The sequence below is a fragment of the Cylindrospermum stagnale PCC 7417 genome (genome assembly GCF_000317535.1).
Lineage (GTDB): Bacteria > Cyanobacteriota > Cyanobacteriia > Cyanobacteriales > Nostocaceae > Cylindrospermum > Cylindrospermum stagnale.
In genome coordinates, this window is sequence record NC_019757.1 from 1,574,547 (window position 1) to 1,594,117 (window position 19,571).

At 44.4% G+C, this 19,571-nt stretch carries 10 protein-coding genes and 1 pseudogene; 5 read left to right on the forward strand and 6 right to left on the reverse strand.

What is annotated here, in order from left to right:
• Positions 1-51: 51 nt before the first annotated feature.
• Positions 52-2,772, reverse strand: coding sequence for a glycoside hydrolase family 10-like protein (locus CYLST_RS06555; RefSeq protein WP_015206915.1), 2,721 nt, complete (start codon positions 2,770-2,772; stop codon positions 52-54).
• Between the two features lie 353 nt (positions 2,773-3,125).
• Positions 3,126-4,454, reverse strand: a complete 1,329-nt coding sequence (locus CYLST_RS06560) for a TIGR03279 family radical SAM protein (protein ID WP_015206917.1) — start codon at positions 4,452-4,454, stop codon at positions 3,126-3,128.
• Positions 4,455-4,519: 65 nt separating this feature from the next.
• Between CYLST_RS06560 and CYLST_RS06565 the strand changes: the two genes are divergently transcribed.
• On the forward strand, positions 4,520-4,897 hold the full coding sequence (locus CYLST_RS06565) for a trypco2 family protein (protein ID WP_015206918.1): 378 nt from the start codon (positions 4,520-4,522) through the stop codon (positions 4,895-4,897).
• 22 nt (positions 4,898-4,919) lie between these two features.
• Complete coding sequence (locus CYLST_RS06575) at positions 4,920-10,760, forward strand: NB-ARC domain-containing protein (RefSeq protein WP_015206919.1); 5,841 nt, start codon at positions 4,920-4,922, stop codon at positions 10,758-10,760.
• A 233-nt stretch (positions 10,761-10,993) separates the two neighbouring features.
• On the opposite strand, the gene CYLST_RS06580 is transcribed toward CYLST_RS06575, so the two are convergent.
• Entirely contained in the window at positions 10,994-11,932 is a 939-nt protein-coding gene (locus tag CYLST_RS06580; protein ID WP_015206920.1) for an undecaprenyl-diphosphate phosphatase, read from the reverse strand.
• A gap of 177 nt (positions 11,933-12,109) precedes the next feature.
• Between CYLST_RS06580 and CYLST_RS06585 the strand changes: the two genes are divergently transcribed.
• The gene (locus CYLST_RS06585) at positions 12,110-12,868 is read left to right on the forward strand and encodes a DUF3120 domain-containing protein (RefSeq protein ID WP_015206921.1); all 759 of its coding nucleotides are present in this window, start codon (positions 12,110-12,112) and stop codon (positions 12,866-12,868) included.
• 211 nt (positions 12,869-13,079) lie between these two features.
• On the opposite strand, the pseudogene CYLST_RS33150 reads toward CYLST_RS06585, so the two are convergent.
• Positions 13,080-13,514 (reverse strand): annotated as a pseudogene (locus CYLST_RS33150) (RNA-guided endonuclease InsQ/TnpB family protein); the annotation flags it as partial.
• A 600-nt stretch (positions 13,515-14,114) separates the two neighbouring features.
• Between CYLST_RS33150 and psbU the strand changes: the two are divergent.
• Both psbU and nadB read left to right on the forward strand, forming a co-directional pair.
• Positions 14,115-14,543 (forward strand): photosystem II complex extrinsic protein PsbU, encoded by a 429-nt coding sequence (psbU, locus tag CYLST_RS06590; protein ID WP_015206922.1) that lies wholly within the window; start codon positions 14,115-14,117, stop codon positions 14,541-14,543.
• 117 nt (positions 14,544-14,660) lie between these two features.
• On the forward strand, positions 14,661-16,340 hold the full coding sequence (gene nadB, locus CYLST_RS06595) for an L-aspartate oxidase (protein ID WP_015206923.1): 1,680 nt from the start codon (positions 14,661-14,663) through the stop codon (positions 16,338-16,340).
• Between the two features lie 18 nt (positions 16,341-16,358).
• Here the strand turns inward: nadB and CYLST_RS06600 are convergent, their stop codons facing one another.
• Together CYLST_RS06600 and CYLST_RS06605 are read right to left on the reverse strand one after the other, a co-directional pair.
• On the reverse strand, positions 16,359-16,601 hold the full coding sequence (locus tag CYLST_RS06600) for a hypothetical protein (RefSeq protein ID WP_015206924.1): 243 nt from the start codon (positions 16,599-16,601) through the stop codon (positions 16,359-16,361).
• A 553-nt stretch (positions 16,602-17,154) separates the two neighbouring features.
• Complete coding sequence (locus CYLST_RS06605) at positions 17,155-19,320, reverse strand: CHASE2 domain-containing protein (RefSeq protein WP_015206925.1); 2,166 nt, start codon at positions 19,318-19,320, stop codon at positions 17,155-17,157.
• Positions 19,321-19,571: the final 251 nt, after the last annotated feature.

The following is a 19,571-nucleotide window of genomic DNA, read 5'->3' on the forward strand; positions in this document are numbered from 1 at the left end:
CCCGAATTCTCGCAGAAGTCAGGTATCTGCGGCGTTCAATTCCCGAAATAGTTAAGGATAGAAATTCAGCCGCCGTTCGCCGTAACGCAACAACCTTTCTATCGTCACAAGACGATTTTCCCAAGCTTTGACTTGATAAGGATTGTCCACTGCTTGCAGGCGCATTGAGTCCCGGAATTGATACTGGAACCGAATCAACGAGGCTCTTACCGCTATCAATTTAGTAGGCGTTGGTATTGCTGCAAGCTGATTTAAGGCAAGTTGTAGCGCTTCCGCCTGGCTGTTCAAGTCGGAAATCTTCGTTGCAGGCATTTGTAGTTGGTTATTTTGCGAAACAAACTGCCATTCTCTTTGCAGCGCCGCATAACGGATGGCAGCACTTTGAAAAGGCTGGCGGTAAGGAATAGGTTCACTTTTTAGGGGTTGCACCCTACCTTGAGTGCTGCTAAAAAGTTGATCTAACTCATTGTTAAAATTGTCAGCCGCAAATAGTGCATAACCACTAGCTGGTAAATCTCTAATTAGTTGCAGTTGATCAAATGCCCCGACTGTTGGCAGCGAAAGTAAGCGAATTCCCGGCACTAACAACGTAGAACCTAATTTAGTGGAAATACTCCAAGGGCGTGCCAGTCGTTGGAAACGAGAAGTATCCAGCGCGTAAGTCATGGGCACAATTAAATCTATATCCCCCCGCCTAGCCCAAACTTCCCAATGCTGTTGGATTTTTTGAATGCGTTCTCTTTCTGGCAAAGGAAATACAGCCACCGACAAAATCAACTCTGCTCGCTGTTGTCGCAACTGCTGGGATACTTCAGCCACAAAGCTATCAACTTGCTGGGTGCGAAAAGCCGTCCACTTTTGCCACAACTCTTGGTCATTGGGAGAAATCGTCACCGGATCTACACCAGTCAGTTGCTGAAATTGCTCTCTTGCCGCTTTACCATAGCCATAAATTCGCCCTGCGGATGGGTCTTGGAAAGGATAGCGAATGTAGTCTAGGTGTAGACCATCCACCTGATAGCGAGTGACAATTTCGGTATACAGCTTGAGTAAATACTGCCGCAATTCTGGATTCGCTGGGTCGAAAAATGGCTTAGTCTGACCGACGGGGATCATTTTGCCATTGCGATCGTAATTTGCCCAATCGGGATGAGCTGCCAGTACAGGCCCTGGATAATCAGAATTGACATTGATAATCTGATTGTGCCTTTGGTTGCCAGCAGCAAAAGTCCAAACCCAAGCGTGTAACTCCATACCCCGCTCATGGGCTAGCTTGACAGCTGCTGCCAGTGGGTCCCAGCCTTGAATTAAGGGGTTTTGCTGCGGTGCAACTTGACTAGGATAAATTGGATAACTAGCATTAATAGTTTCAAAAAAAACGGTGTTAAACCCGGCTTTTGCCAGTCGGTCAAACACCTGAGCGAGTCCTTCCTCGCTACCAGCTTTGACAATTGTCCCTCTGTCTAACCAGACAGAACGGATTTCTGGTTGAGCCAATCGCCGATTTACAGGCAACTGCTTCCACAAATTTGCCTTTGTTGCCAGCCACTGCTGTCGTGCTAAAGCATAGTTTTTTTGGGCAATCAACAGCGGGATGTTTTTGGCAACTACCCTAGACTGCGCTAAGACTTGCTCTCTGCTGGCGACTGATGCCTCTTGTTTGGTGGAAGCAAACCGCGTGTCTTCTAGTTTCAGAGATTGGGGCGTTTCACCAACGCTAGTAGCATAGGCCGATGCCGCTAAATGAGCGCTTTCCACACGACCAATTAAATTTTCTAGCTCTTGCTGGAGAGCGATCGCTTCATTACTGTCAATTGGCTGTTGAGAATTGGGGATCACATCCAGACGTACCGCTTGTTCCAGTTGATCAATGACTTCTGGGGAACTTTGGGGGGTGACGTTGGCAAGCGGTTGCGGTTTGGGAGCAGTCGTTACTGTTGGGTTTTGAGTGGGGCGCGGTGTTGGAGTTTTTGCTGTTGTCGCTACTGAACTAGCGCAGCGTTGGGAACCTCCGGCTACTTTTTTATTTGTGCGATTGGTTGGCGATGTCAGATAACGATTGAGAGCAGCTTTTAACCAAGCACTATCTAAATCTGCCGCTGAAGCTGTATCCGTTCCCCAACGCCAACCTAAAAAGGTGGAACGTTCTGTTGTCAGCACGGCTGTGGGATGATCTTGGGAATTCCAAACAGCAGCAATTTCACTGGTAAGGTTATTAGGAATGACAACGCCGCCCCGTACTTTGCCAAAAAGTTCATTTTGGCTGGCCCAATCTTGGCGCCTGGTTTTTGCGGGTTGCAATTGTTGGCTACGATTCAAACTAAATCCCCAATAACCGCCGAGGAGAGTTCGCAATAACTGGCGCACTCCCGGTGCTGACAGACTACCGACAGGTCCACTAGCAATTAAGCGTCCTCCCTTGCTCATCCATTCTTCTAAGGCGATCGCTTGTATCGGCGTTAATGTCTCCACGTTTGGCAAAAACAATACCCGTCGCTCACCCCAATCTGCAGCACTCTGGACATCAGCTAAGGAAATCACGCAATACTTGACGTCAAGTTTTTGCAAGCGATTGGCGATCGCATTCCATTGATTGGCGTTTTCTTGGCTGTTGACTACACTCAATACAGCTTCTTCTGTCGCCGCTGTAGCTGGCAAAAGACCCAAGCAATTAAAAATTAAGAGATTTAAATTTAAACTTAAAAATCCGGCAGTTTTAAGGTTTAAATTCTTGAATTTGCTCTTTTTAGGTTGATTTCCCCGATTCCTCACTCCTCACCCCTCATGCAATTTTAGATTTTAGATTTTGGATTTTAGATTGAAAATTTTTCAATTGGTGCTATTGAGAATTTATGAATTTTTCTAAATCTAGAATCCCCAATTTAACATCTAAAGTTATCACAGTCATTGAGCATTTTACGAAACTCAGCCCTGAAAAATTAGAGCTATCTCCAAAAATTAAATATGCATGATGCATAACTTTTGTAGAGACGTTGCATGCAACGTCTCTACATTCTTTCACTCCAAATATCTAACGTATTGATGTCCGCACACAAACACATTCTGATTTATCTGTGTAAATCTCGTGGTTTATAATCGACTTTGTCCAAAATTTGACGGAAAACTCAACACTGAATACAGGTATTAATTAAATCCTCAACTCCGGCAACTGGCAGGATTTTTGTATCCAATTGGCGAGCTACTTCCTCAATACTCATGTCATCTAAAAATATCAATTCGCCATGTTTCAGCATGACATTTGGCAACAAAATTCCCTCGCCTAAATCTTGCCCCTGTAAGTTTAAAAGTAAATCATGCCCAGTCAGTAACCCGGTAACGCTGATACTTTGTCCCCAATAATCGCTAGATAACGCCTGCATATTTACCTCTAAACCTTCAACAGCATTCAACTGTTTAACAATGGGTTGAAATGCTCTTTCTACGGCGTTACCGACAACCCAAGTTAATTTTCTCTTGGGTGAGACTTTTGGCGGTAGTAATTCGGCAGCGGCGTTGGTGAATTGCTTGATAAACAAACGAATAGAACCAACACCGTTATCAATTTGAGGATATTCCTCATATTCAGCTTCGCTGGGTAATTTCTCACCAGCAATCAAAAACCACTCATCGGCTAACCAAGCAAAGTTAGAATCGAATTGTTGACGAAATTGCTGCAAAAGCTTGAGCACTTGAGAGATAACTTCCTGCGCTTTTTCCCGTGTTACTGGTGTCAGTTCGTCTTCTTGGGGACGAAACCGCGTCAAACCCACCGGCACAACTGCCACAGATGCCACCGCAGGCACTTCACCAGTATGAAAGGATGCTAAATCTCGTAATGTTTTTTCTAAATGTTCACCATCGTTGATGCCAGGACAAACCACTACTTGAGCATGAATTTGCAGTCTTCTTTCTTGGAACCACTTGAGTTGCTGCAAAATTTGTCCCCCACGAGGATTTTTTAGCAGTCTAGTTCTCACTTCTGGTTCTGTGGCATGAACAGAGACATACAAAGGAGACAAGCGCATTTGTTCAATCCGCTGCCATTCTCTTTCTGGTAAGTTGGTGAGGGTGAGATAAGAGCCATACAAAAAGCTCAAACGATAATCGTCGTCTTTTAAGTACAAGCTAGAGCGCTTACCCGGTGGCTGTTGGTCAATAAAGCAAAAGGGGCAACGGTTATTACACTGAATTAAACCATCAAATAGGGCAGTTTCAAATTCTAGCCCTAAGTCGTCGTCGTAGTCTTTTTCGATTTCAATATGATGGCTTTTACCAGTAGCATCTAAAACTTCTAGTTCCAGGACTTCATCAGCACATAAAAATTGATAATCAATTAAATCACGGGGTTGTGTACCATTAATGGCAACGATCGCATCTCCCACCTCGAAGCCAATTTCTGCGGCTATGGAGTCGGGAATAATATTGGTAATTTTGGCAGGATGAATTGTACTCATTGGTCGAGATTTCCACTATACAAAATAAATGATATGATTTATACATTTACTCACATAAACTTTCCATGTCTAACGAAAATCTTATAGGACTAGCAGAATTAATTCAACAGGTCAAGCGAGAATTACTTACTACTTCTCCCACTTCCCCAAGTAATGAAAAAGACATACCTTTCCTTAGTGTAGACTCTGTAGAGTTAGAACTACAAGTAACAGTTAAGAAGGAAGGAAAGAGTGGAATCAAAATCTATGTCCTCGAAGTAGGGGTGGGGGGCAGTCGGGATGATGTGCAAAAGGTGAAAGTTACCCTTTCCCCTTTAGTTAACAAGGCAACATTGCTCAAAGCCTACTACCAACAATATCCTGAACGTTGGCAAGAATTTTTAAAAAGAAGTGTGGAAGCCGTCACAAAAGGAAGCGAGGGAAACGTAGGCGACAATTTCTAAGCATAAGGAAGGAAGTAATTTCTTGGAAACTTTTGAATTATACCTGTCGCCCTTAGATGCCAAGCGATTTAAGGCAATAGTAACAAAATCTCCTGTGGGTGAAGGAGAAACTGAATCGATATTACCCTTCTTTGAAGGCGAAATTGACTGGCGGATCACTTTAATTAAGTCCCTAGAGATTACTGCTTTCAAACCAGAAAGTTTTCTACAAGCCTCTGAGCAAGACTGGATGGTGAAGTCTGGTATCCTGCATAAAGAGCGGAGTGTTTTTCATCCTAATTATCTAGCCAATATAGGACAAGCACTATATCGGTCACTGTTTCCAGTGGGTAGTAAAGTTGAGAAGGCATTACTGGCAGCAGAGCGGTTAACTGAGAGCAATCATACTCAACTACATATTCGGTTGATATTTGAGGCAGATGTGGTGCTGCGATCGCGTTTAGTAGACTACCCTTGGGAACTACTGCATAACGGTCAAACATTTTTGCTACAGCGCTTGGTCGCAATTTCCCGTTACATTGCCCATGAAACTGTTCCTTCAAACTTAGCTACCGTTGAGCGGGTGAATGTCTTACTGATATCATCGGCTGCCTTTGACTTAGAACAGGGATTGAAAAAACTGACTAAGAAGGAACAGCAAGCAATCCGTAAGGGATTGGAAAATGCTAGTGAAGCAGGACTTATTTGCCTTGCTGAACTAGAGTACGCCACTATTAATGATTTGCGAGTTTATTTAACTGAGCATCGGGGCAAGGATGCTCCTCAAGTCTTGCATTTTGATGGGCATGGGTTCTTTGGTAAGCGGTGTCCTAACCCCATCTGTCGCATGATCCATCAGGGAATAAAAGCGCTGCGTTGCCGGAAGTGTAACACGGAACTGCTTGACCCCCAAGGATACTTACTGTTTGAAGATGAAGAAGGTGAACCAAATTACGTAAGTGCTGCCGAACTGGGGATTTTGCTGCGGCAGTCTAGCTTTGGTGATGGTAGCAACACCTCAGGTGGGGTAGCTTTGGTTGTGCTAAGTGCCTGCCAGTCGGCGATGGCAGTGGCAGGAGACTCAGTATTCAACGGTACAGCACAAAACCTCATTAGCCACCGAGTTCCGGCAGTGGTGGCAATGCAATACTCAGTTAATGTTGAGGCTGCCACCACATTTAGCGAGCAGTTTTATCGGTCTTTAGGACAGAAAAATTCCCTAGCAGTTGCTATCAGTCAGGGGCGGGAAGCAATGGGAACAGAGGGCAATCAGTGGTATCGCCCTGTACTCTACCTTCGCTGGCGAGATAATGAAGGGGGACAACTGTTTGTTACTCCAAAACCTGCTACTCGTATTGGCATTCCATTTCAAGCACCACCCCTGCCAAGTTATTATGTCGACCGACAGGAGTATAGCCAAGATTTAAAGGCTCGTCTTCTCACAAAGTCATCGTCAAATGCTGGCACTATGGAAAGTATTGCCATTCATGGCATGGGTTGTGTAGGCAAATCTACTTTGGTAGCAGGACTTGCACATGACTCAGAGGTGAGAAAACACTTCTGTGATGGCATTCTTTGTGTAACTTTAGGTCAGGAACCCAAAGTTTTAGAACTGCTGGGTGGTTGGGTGCAGGCTTTGGGAGACTACAATCACCGTGCCACTAATGTAGAGGTAACGTCTAAGCATCTTGGGAGTTTGCTTCAAGACAAAGTAATGCTGCTGATAATAGATGATGCCTGGAATACAAAATATATCGAACATTTCAAGGTAGGCGGATCTCGCTGCAAGATACTGGTTACAACCCGTGAGAGTGCGATCGCTAAAGTACTTGGAGCCAGCATTTATAGTTTAGATGTGATGAAGCCAGAACAGGCGATGGAACTCTTGACCAAATTGCTAGGACGTAATTTGATAGATTTGGAGCGTCAGGAGGCTGAAGCTTTAGCTAAAGCAGTTGGTTATCTTCCCCTGGCGTTAGAACTGGCAGCTGCTCAAGTCAAAGGTGGTATTCGCTGGGCAGTTCTGTTGCAGGATATTGAGCAAGAGGTTGCACGCTTAAAAACATTTGACGACCCTGAAGCTAGAGACTTTATTGACGAAGCAAGCTTAAAACGTTTTAGCTTAACTGCATCATTAAATCTGAGTATACAGCGATTGCCAGAAGAAAACCGACTAGATTTGACTTGGTTGGGAGTCTTACCAGAGGATGTAAACATTACTCAGATGATGACGGCAACGCTTTGGGATACGGATGAGCGTGATGCTTTTGATAGATTGCGCTACCTGGGGAGTAAAGCACTACTATTGCCTAGTATCCCTCTAGCTGATGGAACATTAATCTATAGGTTACATGATCTATTGCATGACTTGGCACGTAATTTGTTAACTGCTTCCCCAACACCGAAACACAGAGGTAATTTACCTGGACTAGGTTTGAGTTTTGCTACTGCTCACGTCAACTTTTTACAACAATATCGGCAAAAGACTCAAAAAAACCTTTGGCATACCCTACCCAATGATGGTTATATTCATCAGCGTCTAGTTTGGCATTTAGAGAAAGCTGAACGGGTAGAAGAGATTCACCAGTTATTGCGAGAGGAGTCACAGACAGGAAGCAATGGCTGGTTTGAAGCGCGAGAAAAATTAGGACAAGCTGAGGGTTACATCACAGATATTTTTCGTGCTTGGAAATTAGCAGAAGAGAATTGGAATGAATCAACTTTGCCCCAAGTTGTAGGTTTGCAGTGTCGCTATGTTTTGATTAGTGCATCTCTGAATAGTTTGGCAGGTAATGTACCAGCAAAACTGCTGGTTGGATTGGTCAAAAACAATTTCTGGACTCCTGAACAAGGATTAGCTTACGCCCTGCAAAACCCAGAGCGAAAGCAGAAAGTCAACTCGCTGACAGAACTAGTCAACTATTTGCCACCAAATCTTAAAGAACTAGCACTGCCAGAAGCTCTTGCTGCTGCCCGGGAAATTCAGAATGAGAGCGATCGCGCCAATGCTTTGATTGCCTTAGTTGAGAAACTGCCACCAGCGTTGTTGCCAGAAGCCCTCGCTGCTGCCAGGGAAATTCAGAATGAGAGCGATCGCGCCAATGCTTTGATTGCCTTAGCAGAACAACTGCCACTAGATTTGTTGCCAACATTCCTTGCTGCTGCCAGAGAAATTCAGCATGAGCGGTATCGCGCCAATATTTTGAGTGCCTTAGTTGAGAAACTGCCACCAGATTTGTTGACAAAAGTCTTTGTTGCTGTGATGGAAATTCAGAATCAGAACTGTCGCGCCAAAGCTTTGAGTGCCTTCTTAGCAAAGAAACTGCCCCTAGATTTGTTGCCAAAAGTCCTTGCTGCTTTCAGAGAAATTGCGGATGACCAGTATTGCGCAAATCTTTTGATCCCCTTAGCAGAGAACCTGCCACCAGATTTGTTGCCAACATTCCTTGCTGCTGCCAAAGAAATTCATGGGCGGTATCGCGCCGATGTTTTGGTTGCCTTAGCACAGAAACTGCCGGAGGTAGTGCTAAAAGCTTTTGCTGCTGCCAGTTACTTGTTTGATAGCGATTTCGTCGATATTTTGAATGCCTTAGCAGAACAACTGCCACCAGATTTGTTGTCAAAGGCTCTCGATACTGCCAGGAAATTTCTGGATGAGAGAGAGCGCGCCGATGTTTTGATTGTTTTAGCAAAGAACCTGCCACCAGATTTGTTGCCAGAAGCTCTCGCTACTGCCAGGGAAATTCGGAATGAGAAGTATCGCGCCAAAGCTTTGAGTGCTTTAGTAGAGAAACTGCCAGATTTGTTGCCAGAAGCCCTTGCTGCTGCCAGGGAAATTCGGAATGAGGAGTATCGCGCCGATGTTTTGATTGCCTTAGCTGAAAAACTGCCAGAGTTGTTGCCAGAAGCTCTTGCTGCTGCTAGGGAAATTCAGGATGAGAGCGATCGCGCCAAACCTTTGAGTGCCTTAGCTGAAAAACTGCCACCAGATTTGTTGCCAACATTCCTTGCTACTGCCAAAGAAATTCAGGATGAGTGGTATCGCGCCAATATTTTGAGTGCCTTAGTTGAGAAACTGCCACAGGTATTGCCAGAAGCTCTTGCTGCTGCTAGGGAAATTCAGAATAAAAGCCATCGCGCCAATATTTTGATTGCCTTAGCACAGAAACTGCCGCCAAAGTTGTTGCCAACAGTCCTTGCTGCTTTCAGGGAAATTCAGAATGAGAGCGAGATCGCCAAAGCTTTGATTGCCTTAGCACAGAAACTGCCACCAGATTCGTTGCCAACAGTCCTTGCTGCTGCCAGGCAAATTCAGCATGAGCGGTATCGCGCCGATGTTTTGATTGCCTTAGCTGAAAAACTGCCAGAGTTGTTGCCAGAAGCTCTTGCTGCTGCTAGGGAAATTCAGGATGTGGAGTATCGCTATAATGCCTTGAGTGCCTTAGCTGAAAAACTGCCACCAGATTTGTTGCCACAAGCTCTTGCTGCTGCCAGGAAAATTCAGGATGAGATTTGTCGCGCCTATGCCTTGAATGTATTAGCACAGAAACTGCCAGAGTTGTTGCCAGAAGCCCTTACTGCTGCCAGGGAAATTCAGGATGAGGAGTATCGCGCCGATGTTTTGATTGCCTTAGCCGAAAAACTGCCAGAGTTGTTGCCAGAAGCCCTTGCTGCTGCCAGGGAAATTCAGGATGAGAGGTATCGCGCCGATGCCTTGAGTGCTTTCTTCGCACATAAACTGCCCCTAGCGTTGTTGCCAGAAGCTCTGACTGCTGCTAGAGAAATTCCGGATGAGAGGTATCGCGCCGATGCCTTGAGTGCTTTCTTCGCACATAAACTGCCCCTAGCGTTGTTGCCAGAAGCTCTGGCTGCTGCTAGAGAAATTCCGGATGAGAGGTATCGCGCCGATGCCTTGAGTGCTTTCTTCGCACATAAACTGCCCCTAGCGTTGTTGCCAGAAGCTCTGGCTGTTGCTAGGGAAATTTCAGATGAGAGGTATCGCGCCAAGGCTTTGATTGCCTTAGCTGAAAAACTGCCAAAGTTGCTGCCAGAAGCCCTTACTGCTGCCAGGAAAATTCAGAATGAGTATTATCGCGCCGATGTTTTGATTGCCTTAGCTGAAAAACTGCCAGATTTGCTGCCAGAAGCCCTTACTGCTGCTAGGGAACTTCAGTATGATGAGTATCGCGCCTATGCCTTGAATGCCTTAGTTGAAAAACTGCCAGATTTGCTGCCAGAAGCTCTGGCTGCTGCCAGACAAATTCAGGATGAGAGGTATTGCGCTAATGCTTTGAGTGCCTTAGCACAGAAACTATTACCAGACTTGTTGCCAGAAGCTCTTGCTGCTGCCAGGGAACTTCAGAATGAGAGGTATCGCGCCAAGGCTTTGATTGCCTTAGCTGAAAAACTACCACCAGACTTGTTGCCAGAAGCCATAGCTGCTGCCAGGGAACTTCAGGATCAGAGCTATCGCGTCTATGCCTTGAATGCCTTAGCACAGAAACGGCCAGAGGTATTGCCAGAAGCCCTCGCTGCTGCTAGGGAACTTCAGAATGAGAGCGAGATCGCCGATACTTTGAGCGTCTTAGCACAGAAACTGCCACCAGAGTTGTTACCAGAAGCTCTTGCTGCTGCCAGGGAGCTTCAGGATGAGAGCGATCGTGCCTATGCTTTGAAAGCATTAGCTTCCGGTTTGTCACAACTGCCAGCCACCGAACTTTTTCCCCTTTGGCAAGATACGCTTCATCAACTATCTCTTCGCGTTCGTCCTTTTTTACTAATAGATATAGAGACATTATTTCCCGTTATCTTTGCACTAGGTGGCGAAGTAGCAACCGCAGAAATTGCCCGCGCTATTGTGGATGTGGCGCGATGGTGGCGGTGAGTTATCAAATTATCGAATATAGCCAAATTGCTTGGTATATTCCACCAACTCTCTGGTATGCCTCCTGAAGAAATTCGTGCCAGATTCCCCACCAGGGGTAAAGTTACGGAAACTGTCATCAGGGGCTTTCGTAACCTGTAAGTACTACTAGACAACAGTTTCATCTCATAATTATCAAGCTAACGCCCTCAAAATAGAGAGGGCATACCATAAAATTAATGAAATGACAAGTATTAATTATTCTGCAACAAATTGAGTGCGATCGCACTCAAGATTGATGCCCCAAATGCCAAGCGATACCAGACGAATATCAAAGTGTTCTGGGTTTGAAGATATCGCAGCAGCCAGGCTATAGATAAATAAGAAAAGACAAATGCTGACAATGTGCCGACAAATACTACTACTAAGTCAGTTTTACCCAGGGCCTCTTTAAAAAATTCATATAAAGTAGCAACGGTGAGAGTGGGAATTCCTAGCAGAAAGGAAAATCTTGCCGCCGTGCTACGTTCCAAACCGATAAATAACGCAGTTGTCACAGTTGAGCCAGAACGGGATGCACCAGGTACGAGAGCAATCATCTGGCCTAACCCAATTAATACCCCATCACGAATTTTTAAGCTGTCGAAGTTCCGCTTGCGGCTGCCCAACTTTTCTGCTGCTGCTAATAAAAGTGCCATCACAATCGAAGTAATGGCAATGGTCGTCATGCTGTTAATCAAGGATTTTTCGTTATTAAGTGCTTTTTTCAGCAAAAATCCCCCAACTAGGGCAGGCAAGGTACCTACAGCTATCCCCACAAGCAATTGCCATTCTTCTCGTTGCCAGTCTTTTTGCCTCACAGCCTGCCATCCGCCAGTCAAAATTTTACTAATATCTGACCAAAAATAAATTAACACTGCGATCACACTGCCAAATTGAATCGTCGCCAAAAAAGGCTTCCCTGCCACTGCATCCCAGTGCAATGCTTTAGTAAAAACCTGAAGATGAGCAGTGCTACTGATGGGTAGAAACTCTGTGATGCCTTGCACAATCCCCAAAACAAATGCCTGAATCAGTCCTTCGATGAGATTAACTCCACCAGTTGACGCCTCACTCGGTAGTCCCACCTGTAAAAGTTGCCCCCATACAGGGAATAGCAAGCCTATACCGCCAGCTTCTAAGATTGTCGCCATTAACCAAACTCCCAAAAAGGATGCGTAACTCTAGCAAATTATCCAACTTTACGCGCTAGTAGTCAGTCTTTCCGGGTGGCATCCAACCTCAGCACAATTCAGGTAAAATCCCAGGGGGGGGGATTTTAAATTGTGATATCTTAGATAAGTAAAGTTTAGTAACATATATTAAAAACTTTGCTTAATAATACATTATCTTCCTACAGTGCTTCTACCCCTGCTCTTGATCCGGAGTCAACGGACATCAGAGAATTAGAGTCTCAACTCTCTTTATCTCCTTCTCTCGGAGAGCCGATCTCTTCAAGACAAACTTGGTTAGTATTTGCTGCGGCAGTGTTTTTGGTATCTGTGCCAGTGTTTGTCGAAGCGCCAATGGTGCGATCGCTCCCCAGTCTGAGTTTAGCGATGACAGGATTCTGGATATGGTTGAGTTTTGCCCTGATGTCACGTCCACGAACTTATATCTGGGGCGATTTGCTTTTAGGGTTCAGCGGCAGTTGGTTAGCAGGGGCGATTTACTGGGGCTGGTTGCGTTGGGAACCTTTATGGCATTTGCCAGTGGAGTCGATTGGGCTACCATTTGCTTTGTGGTGTCTGGCGAGGAATTGGGGCAAAGTAGGTAGCTGGTTTTATTTAGGTTCGTTATTCGGGACATTTTTAACCGATATCTATTTCTACCTGGCGGACTTGATGCCCTACTGGCGACAGATTATGAGAGTAGATGTCGCAGAAACTTCACAAATCTTACAAAATGCCCTAGCGCAAGTAGAAACACCTTGGGGAGAAGCTTGGGCGCTAGTTCTAGCCCTAACGCTGTTGACAGTCGGAATTTTATCTTTAGGTGGAAAGCAACAGCACTGGTACGCCTTTAGCGGCGCAGTTTTGAGTACAATTCTGGTAGACAGTCTATTTTTGCTAGTAGCGGTGATCTGCTGAAAGCAGCAGCGCTGAGTGCAAAGCGTCCCGTCAGGGATACGCGATCGCCTAAATTCGGTGAAAAACCCGAATGGTGGAAATCTAGTGGAACTAGACCATTGAGAGGTGTATTTCAAACTGCGACTGGAAACAGAATAAATGCTGATTGTAATAGTGCAGCAAATATTATCGGCAAAGTAGCGATGATGGGTGACATACTCCACACTCCCTTTCAGGTGAGTGTGGGCTTCTCAACGACTCCTAATCCGGACATTGATCGAGCTTTAAGACCGTGTGTCCCACGGTTCTTGATATTTATAGCCGCGTTCAAGTCCCTGCACAAACTTGTATGACATATAGGACAATTGTGCATTCTTTGGGATAGCGGTTTTATTACCTTGGAACCGCACTTAGAACATTCAAGGCTAGTACCGTTAGGATTTACAGCTATCACTTTCAAGCCAGCATTTACGGCTTTGTTTGAAAGTATGGATATAAACTGTCCCCATCCAGCATCATTTACGCTTTTAGCCAATCTTGATTTAGCAAGTCCTTTAATATTTAACTTTTCAACTGCTATCGCATCGGATTTTTTGAGGAGATTGTTTGCAGTTTTAAAGTGAAAATCTTTGCGGGTATCTGCTACTTTTTTATGTTTAATACCCAGACAATGTGTAGGCAGTCAGGAAAAATAAAGCATTAAATTTGAGGATATCAGAACGTAGATTGAACAAACTACGACTATACGCAAGTCAAAATGATAAAACCATGACTCATGTAATTGAAGACTTTATAGATTCCCTCAAAGTTAAAAGTGGCGACTCCTCATCGACCCCCTTTCCTGTCAATCCTACGGATTGAATTGGTTGTGGGTCAATTCGTCGCCGCCCAAAAATTCATCCCACACTGCCCTTCGGGTCAGATGTGGGGCTTATTTTTGTTTCAGCTAAATTTGACTTAGCTGGAATCAGTAGAGGTTGTTTAAGTCAGCCTAAGAAACTTCTACTATGGACTCTTCAGGAATCCCCGCGTCTTCAGACCGGGGAAGCTTAATAAGCTGTATATTAGTTTCTGATGACTGCTGTGTGTTGATTAAGCTATCCGCTATCAACCCCAGGACGAAGTCAGAGGAAACAAGTACTCTACCAGCCCCCAGATTGATCAGTGGGGTGGACTTCAGACTTTATAATCCTCACTTCAGCCGATAGTTGACAGTTTTTAGCTTAAAGTTTTTATTTCTGTATTGATGGAAAGAGGGAGAAAGATAGTGAAAGGATTGGTGCGTTTATTAACAGTGTTTAGTTTGTTACTTGGCTCCTGGGGATGGTTGGGAACAACTCAGATAGCCCAAGCTGCAAGTTTCAACAATTTTGCTTTACCTCAAATCCCAGTTCTGGCAATTGAACGGCAAAATCGGGCAGATGCCAAGCTAGGAACGTCATTCGGTCAAAAAATTGATTTGAATAATACTAACGTGCGCGCTTTTCAACAGTTTCCAGGGCTGTACCCAACCCTGGCGAAGAAAATCATCACCAATGCTCCTTACAAGAGTGTAGAAGATGTATTGAATCTTCCAGGATTGAGCGATCGCCAAAAACAAACCCTGCAAGCCAATTTCGATAACTTCACCGTGACAGAATACGAGCCTGCCTTCAACGAGGGAGACGATCGCTTTAACAACGGCATCTACAGATAACTAAATGGGACTGGGGACTGGGAATTGGGGACTGGGAATTGGGAAAAATTATTGAATAAGTTTTTCCATTACCCATTACCCATTACCCATTACCCATTACCCATTACCCATTACCTAATGTCTCAGATAGATATCCCGAGCCAATTTGATGTTTTAGTAGTCGGTGCTGGTGCCGCTGGACTATACACGGCGCTGTGTCTGCCAGAGTCTTTGCGCGTCGGCTTGATTACCAAAGAAACTGTTGCTTTATCCGCCAGTGATTGGGCCCAGGGTGGCATTGCCGCAGCCGTCTCAAGAGAAGATTCTCCAGCTTTGCACATTGAAGATACATTACAGGCAGGGGCTGGTTTGTGCGATGTAGAAGCTGTAAAATTCCTGGCTGAAGTTGCACCTAGCTGCATTCAAAACCTGGTTAACTTGGGAGTTGCTTTCGACCGTCATGGTAACGCCTTGGCTTTAACTTTGGAAGCTGCCCATTCTCGCAATCGTGTTCTTCATGCTGCTGACACTACAGGCAGAGAAGTTACTACCACCCTGACAAACCAAGTACTACGCCGCCAGAATATTCAAGTTATTCAACAGGCTTTAGCTTTGAGTTTGTGGATAGAACCACAAACAGGAATCTGTCAGGGAATAAGCCTGTTTTATCAAGGTGAAGTCCGATGGGTAAAGGCTGGTGCTGTGGTACTGGCAACCGGTGGCGGTGGACAAGTTTTTGCCCAAACTACAAACCCCGCAGTGAGTACAGGTGATGGGGTGGCGATCGCATATCGTGCAGGGGGCATCCTCCGCGATTTAGAATTTGTCCAATTTCATCCCACAGCCCTCACCAAAACTGGTGCAGATCGTTTTCTCATTAGCGAAGCTGTGCGCGGCGAAGGGGCCCACCTTGTCGATAACGAAGGGCGACGTTTTGCCTTTGACTACCACCCAGCAGGTGAACTCGCCCCCAGAGATATTGTTAGTAGAGCCATTTTTAGCCATCTGCAACACACCGCCCTCGATCCAGCTACGGCCCATGTCTGGCTAGATATGCGCCCCATTCCCGCCGACAAGATTCGTTACCGCTTTCCCAATATCATCAAAGTTTGTCAGCATTGGGGCATTGATGTCTTCAACGAACCCATTCCCGTTGCACCTGCTGCCCATTATTGGATGGGTGGGATTGTCGCCGATCTGATGAATCGCACAAATATTCCTGGTTTATATGCTGTGGGAGAAACCGCCAGCACCGGCGTGCACGGGGCAAATCGTCTGGCAAGCAATTCCCTGCTGGAATGTATTGTTTTTGGGGCGCAAATGGCTAATATTGCCCTTGAAGATGTGGGACGGCAATCGGCAATCCCAGTGCTGCCATTGCGGAAATTTAGGGCTGATGTCAATGAGTTGGATGCACAACTTGCACAGCTAGAAGCACTACGGCAGAAGTTACCCCGTCTGGTGTGGCAAAGTGCTGGTATTTGTCGGGAACAATCAGGATTAGAAAATGCGATCGCCACTATTGAATCTTGGCAGCAAGATTTCGCAGCTTTACCTTTGAGTCAATTCTTGCTCGGTTTATCTCCCACAGAACCAGCTAGTTTTGACCTACCAGATGTAGAACGGCAATTACGGCTTTGGGCTGAAACCCGCAATCTATTAGATGTAGCTGATTTAATTCTCAAAAGTGCGGCTTTTAGAACCGAAAGCCGGGGCGGTCACTTTCGCTTAGATTATCCGCAACCAGACCCTGATTGGCAAGCCCACACGCTTGTACAAACAGGCAACTGGTGGAAATCCCCAATTTTCAATCATTAAATTTTAGATTTTTATTTCTTAACGAGTGCCGCTACCGTGTTGACTGTCAGGTCCGCCATAATTTGGCGGGATATATCTGTCTTCACTATGAGCCTTCGCCGCATCAATGTTTAAGCGATTGTTGCTAGTAGTAGCACTAAAAGTATTTGCCATCAAGGCGCTGAAAGTTCTTGAGACCTCGAAAATTTTCGGAACTAACATATAGGCACTCACCAGAAAAAATATCACGATGCTTGTGATTTTCACATTAGTTTCGAGCATTCTCCATAAATTTATTAGCACTCTGATTCATCCCGTATTTTTCACCAGCCACAGTATATTTACTTAATTTGCTGCGGAAATTAATTAAATTTTTATTAAAAAATTTCTGATAGTGGATAGCTAAATTCACTTAATGCCAAATTACCTTGACTTTTTCATGATTAAGGAAACCAAAAATTGCTCTAAATGCTCGGCTGTACTATGTTTCCCACGAAATTTTAAAAAAATATCTATCAAAATTTGGTATGAAACCGATTTTTAGTCGCTTGCACTTGAGTGTTTAGGTAATTACTGTTCGATAGTCCTAACATTTAAGAGATATTTCTAATGTGCTAATTGTGGCATCAGTCTAAAGTCAGAGATATCCTTGACTTACCAAAATAAAATTCACTCAATTGCTGCTTTTTAACTAAATTTAAAGAATTACGCGTAAAAACATGATGTTAGCTCTATAAAAAGAGCCAAAAAAATTATCAATTATTACTTAAATTTTGGTATATGAGTTAACTAGAAATCTTAATTGGCAAAACTCCGAAAAAGTATCGGAATGGATTTACGCAAACTCATAGCGGTTTTTACCAGAATGCTTGGCACGATACATTGCAGCATCTGCTTGCTTAATTAAGGTTTCACTATCTTGGCTGTTGATTGGATAGATACTGATGCCAATACTGGCAGAGACGCTAGTAGTATATCCATCCAAAACTATTGGCTCCGTAATAATGCTTAAAAGCTTTTCAGCAACCGTAGCAGCAGCTTGCTCATTGGGGATGGCTCGGATAATTACCGTAAATTCATCACCACCCAAACGAGAAACTAGATCACTAGCGCGTAAGGAATTGCTTAATCGCCTAGCAATAGTCACCAATAGGCGATCGCCCCTAGAGTGCCCTAGGGTATCATTGACTTGCTTAAAGCCATCTAAGTCAATAAATAGCAGTCCCAAAGACAAATTGTTGTTTTGCGCCCAATTTAGTGACTCATCAAGTTGTTCCGCGAAAAATTGGCGATTGGATAGACCAGTCAGGGGGTCGTGGTATGCGATGTAACGCAAGTTGTCTTCTTTAAGCTTTAATTCGTTGTTGGAGCGGAATAACTCAACAGCAGTGCGCTTGAGGTCTTCCTCTATCTGCTTGCGTTGGGTAATATCTCGGATGACCCCAACTAAAAACAAATTACCAGCAGCGTCTTTGTGGAGCGATCGTTTAGTAGAAATTAAATGAGTCTTGCCATTAGCATCGGTAAATTCTTCCTCATATTCCTGGGGTTGCTGAGTCTGGAAAACAAGCTGATCTTGTTCTCTAAATACATCTGCTTCATGTTTAGAAAAAAAGTCATAGTCTGACTTTTCAATTAGCAAATTGTTGTCATAACCGATTAAACGACAATAAGCCTCATTTAAAACTATCCATTGATATTGTTCATTTTTCACAAAAATCGGATCAGGAATCGTATTGATCACTTGATGCAAAAACTCTTTGGAGCGTTTCAATTCTTCCTGCATATAGGCAATATTACAGGCCATCCAAATAGCTGAACTAGCGAAGGTGAGCAGTACGGGAATGATTGGTATCCACCAACCATACAAGAAAGTGATGTAAGCACCGAGGGTGAGCGCAAAGCTAGAAATCAGGAGACAAAAGAAGTTCCTAGTTGGGCTTTGAATTCGCCATTTAAGAGCGGCTCCCACATAAGACCAAGCAAAAATCCACAAATATTCCTCTAGGTCAGACCAGACTTGGAGTAATCGTCGTCCTTCGAGGGCAGATGAAATCAACTCACTGATAAAATGAGCTTGCAGTTCGATGCCAGCTATCGGTTTTGCTGTACCCATCAACAGGCTGGATTGGGGAATAAACACAAAATCTTGGAGGCTAGGTGCAGTAGAGCCAATGAGTATAATGCGATCGCGAATCCATTCTTCTGGCACTTTATCAGCTAGCACATCCCTCATCGATATCCGTTGATAATTACAGGGTTCTATAGACGAAAGTTGACAGCGGAGTTTAGGAAAACTAGACAAAATTTGGTAGCCCCTCGCATCAGCTCCCACATAAGCACCATGATTAGTCTGAAAACGAGTAAACACCGCTTTACCCAACTGTAAATACTCAGGGTTACTCGCTGCTTTCCGAGGAGTAATTCCCTCTGACCTTAAATATAATAAAGCCAGCTTCAGGGCAAAACTTTCGTGTGCTTGATTATCAACGTGCCAATATAACAAGCTGCGACGAATTTTGCCATCAAAATCATAGATCACATTGTTAAAACCCACTTGGTCAAGTTGATTTAGCACTGGTGGAGGTAAAACACTGGCATTTTTGTTATTTGCCAACAGTTCAATTCCAATCAAGTTAGAGATCGACTTATAAGCATTTGCCAGATCTTCAGAACCAGGTTTTACTGGCAAATCCCGGTAAATATCTAAGCCTATAGCACGGGGTTGGTGGTTAGTTAATTTTTGTAACACCTGGGCAATCACCCCGTCAGGAATCGGCCACGAACCCACTTGGCGTAAAGATACCTCATCAATCGCTACTATAGTAATGCGCTCTTCTGGTGGCTCATTTGGACGTAAGCGAAAAAATTGATCCAAAGCTGCTAACTCTAAAGATTGCAATAATCCAATAGAGCGTAAAAGCAGGACGCAGACTGCAATGCAGGAGGCAGTAATCAATTCCCTGTGTCTTCGACCAAGCGGTTGTTTTAGTCCAAACATTAACCTCACAAAATGCTTGCCTAACAGCTTATTCTGGCTCTATCGCACCTTTTACGTAAAATAGTATTCAAAAGTCCTGAAACTCCTTTCCTGTAAGCATTTCAATCGAATGAACTAGATAGTTTTTCCAAGCCTTGGCGTTCAGATTGATTCTGATTAAATTAGTTCATTTACCTGAAAATACCTGTAATTTGCTTGAGTTACTGATCAATAAATATTATTTACTAATAAAAAAGTCAACTGGAAGCAGA

Excerpts from the sequence above, each read along its gene's own strand:
- CYLST_RS06560 (WP_015206917.1), bottom strand. The coding sequence starts at position 4,454 with ATGAGTACAATTCATCCTGCCAAAATTACCAATATTATTCCCGACTCC.
- CYLST_RS06565 (WP_015206918.1), top strand. The coding sequence starts at position 4,520 with ATGTCTAACGAAAATCTTATAGGACTAGCAGAATTAATTCAACAGGTC.
- CYLST_RS06580 (WP_015206920.1), bottom strand. The coding sequence starts at position 11,932 with ATGGCGACAATCTTAGAAGCTGGCGGTATAGGCTTGCTATTCCCTGTA.
- nadB (WP_015206923.1), top strand. The coding sequence starts at position 14,661 with ATGTCTCAGATAGATATCCCGAGCCAATTTGATGTTTTAGTAGTCGGT.
- CYLST_RS06600 (WP_015206924.1), bottom strand. The coding sequence starts at position 16,601 with ATGCTCGAAACTAATGTGAAAATCACAAGCATCGTGATATTTTTTCTG.
- CYLST_RS06605 (WP_015206925.1), bottom strand. The coding sequence starts at position 19,320 with ATGTTTGGACTAAAACAACCGCTTGGTCGAAGACACAGGGAATTGATT.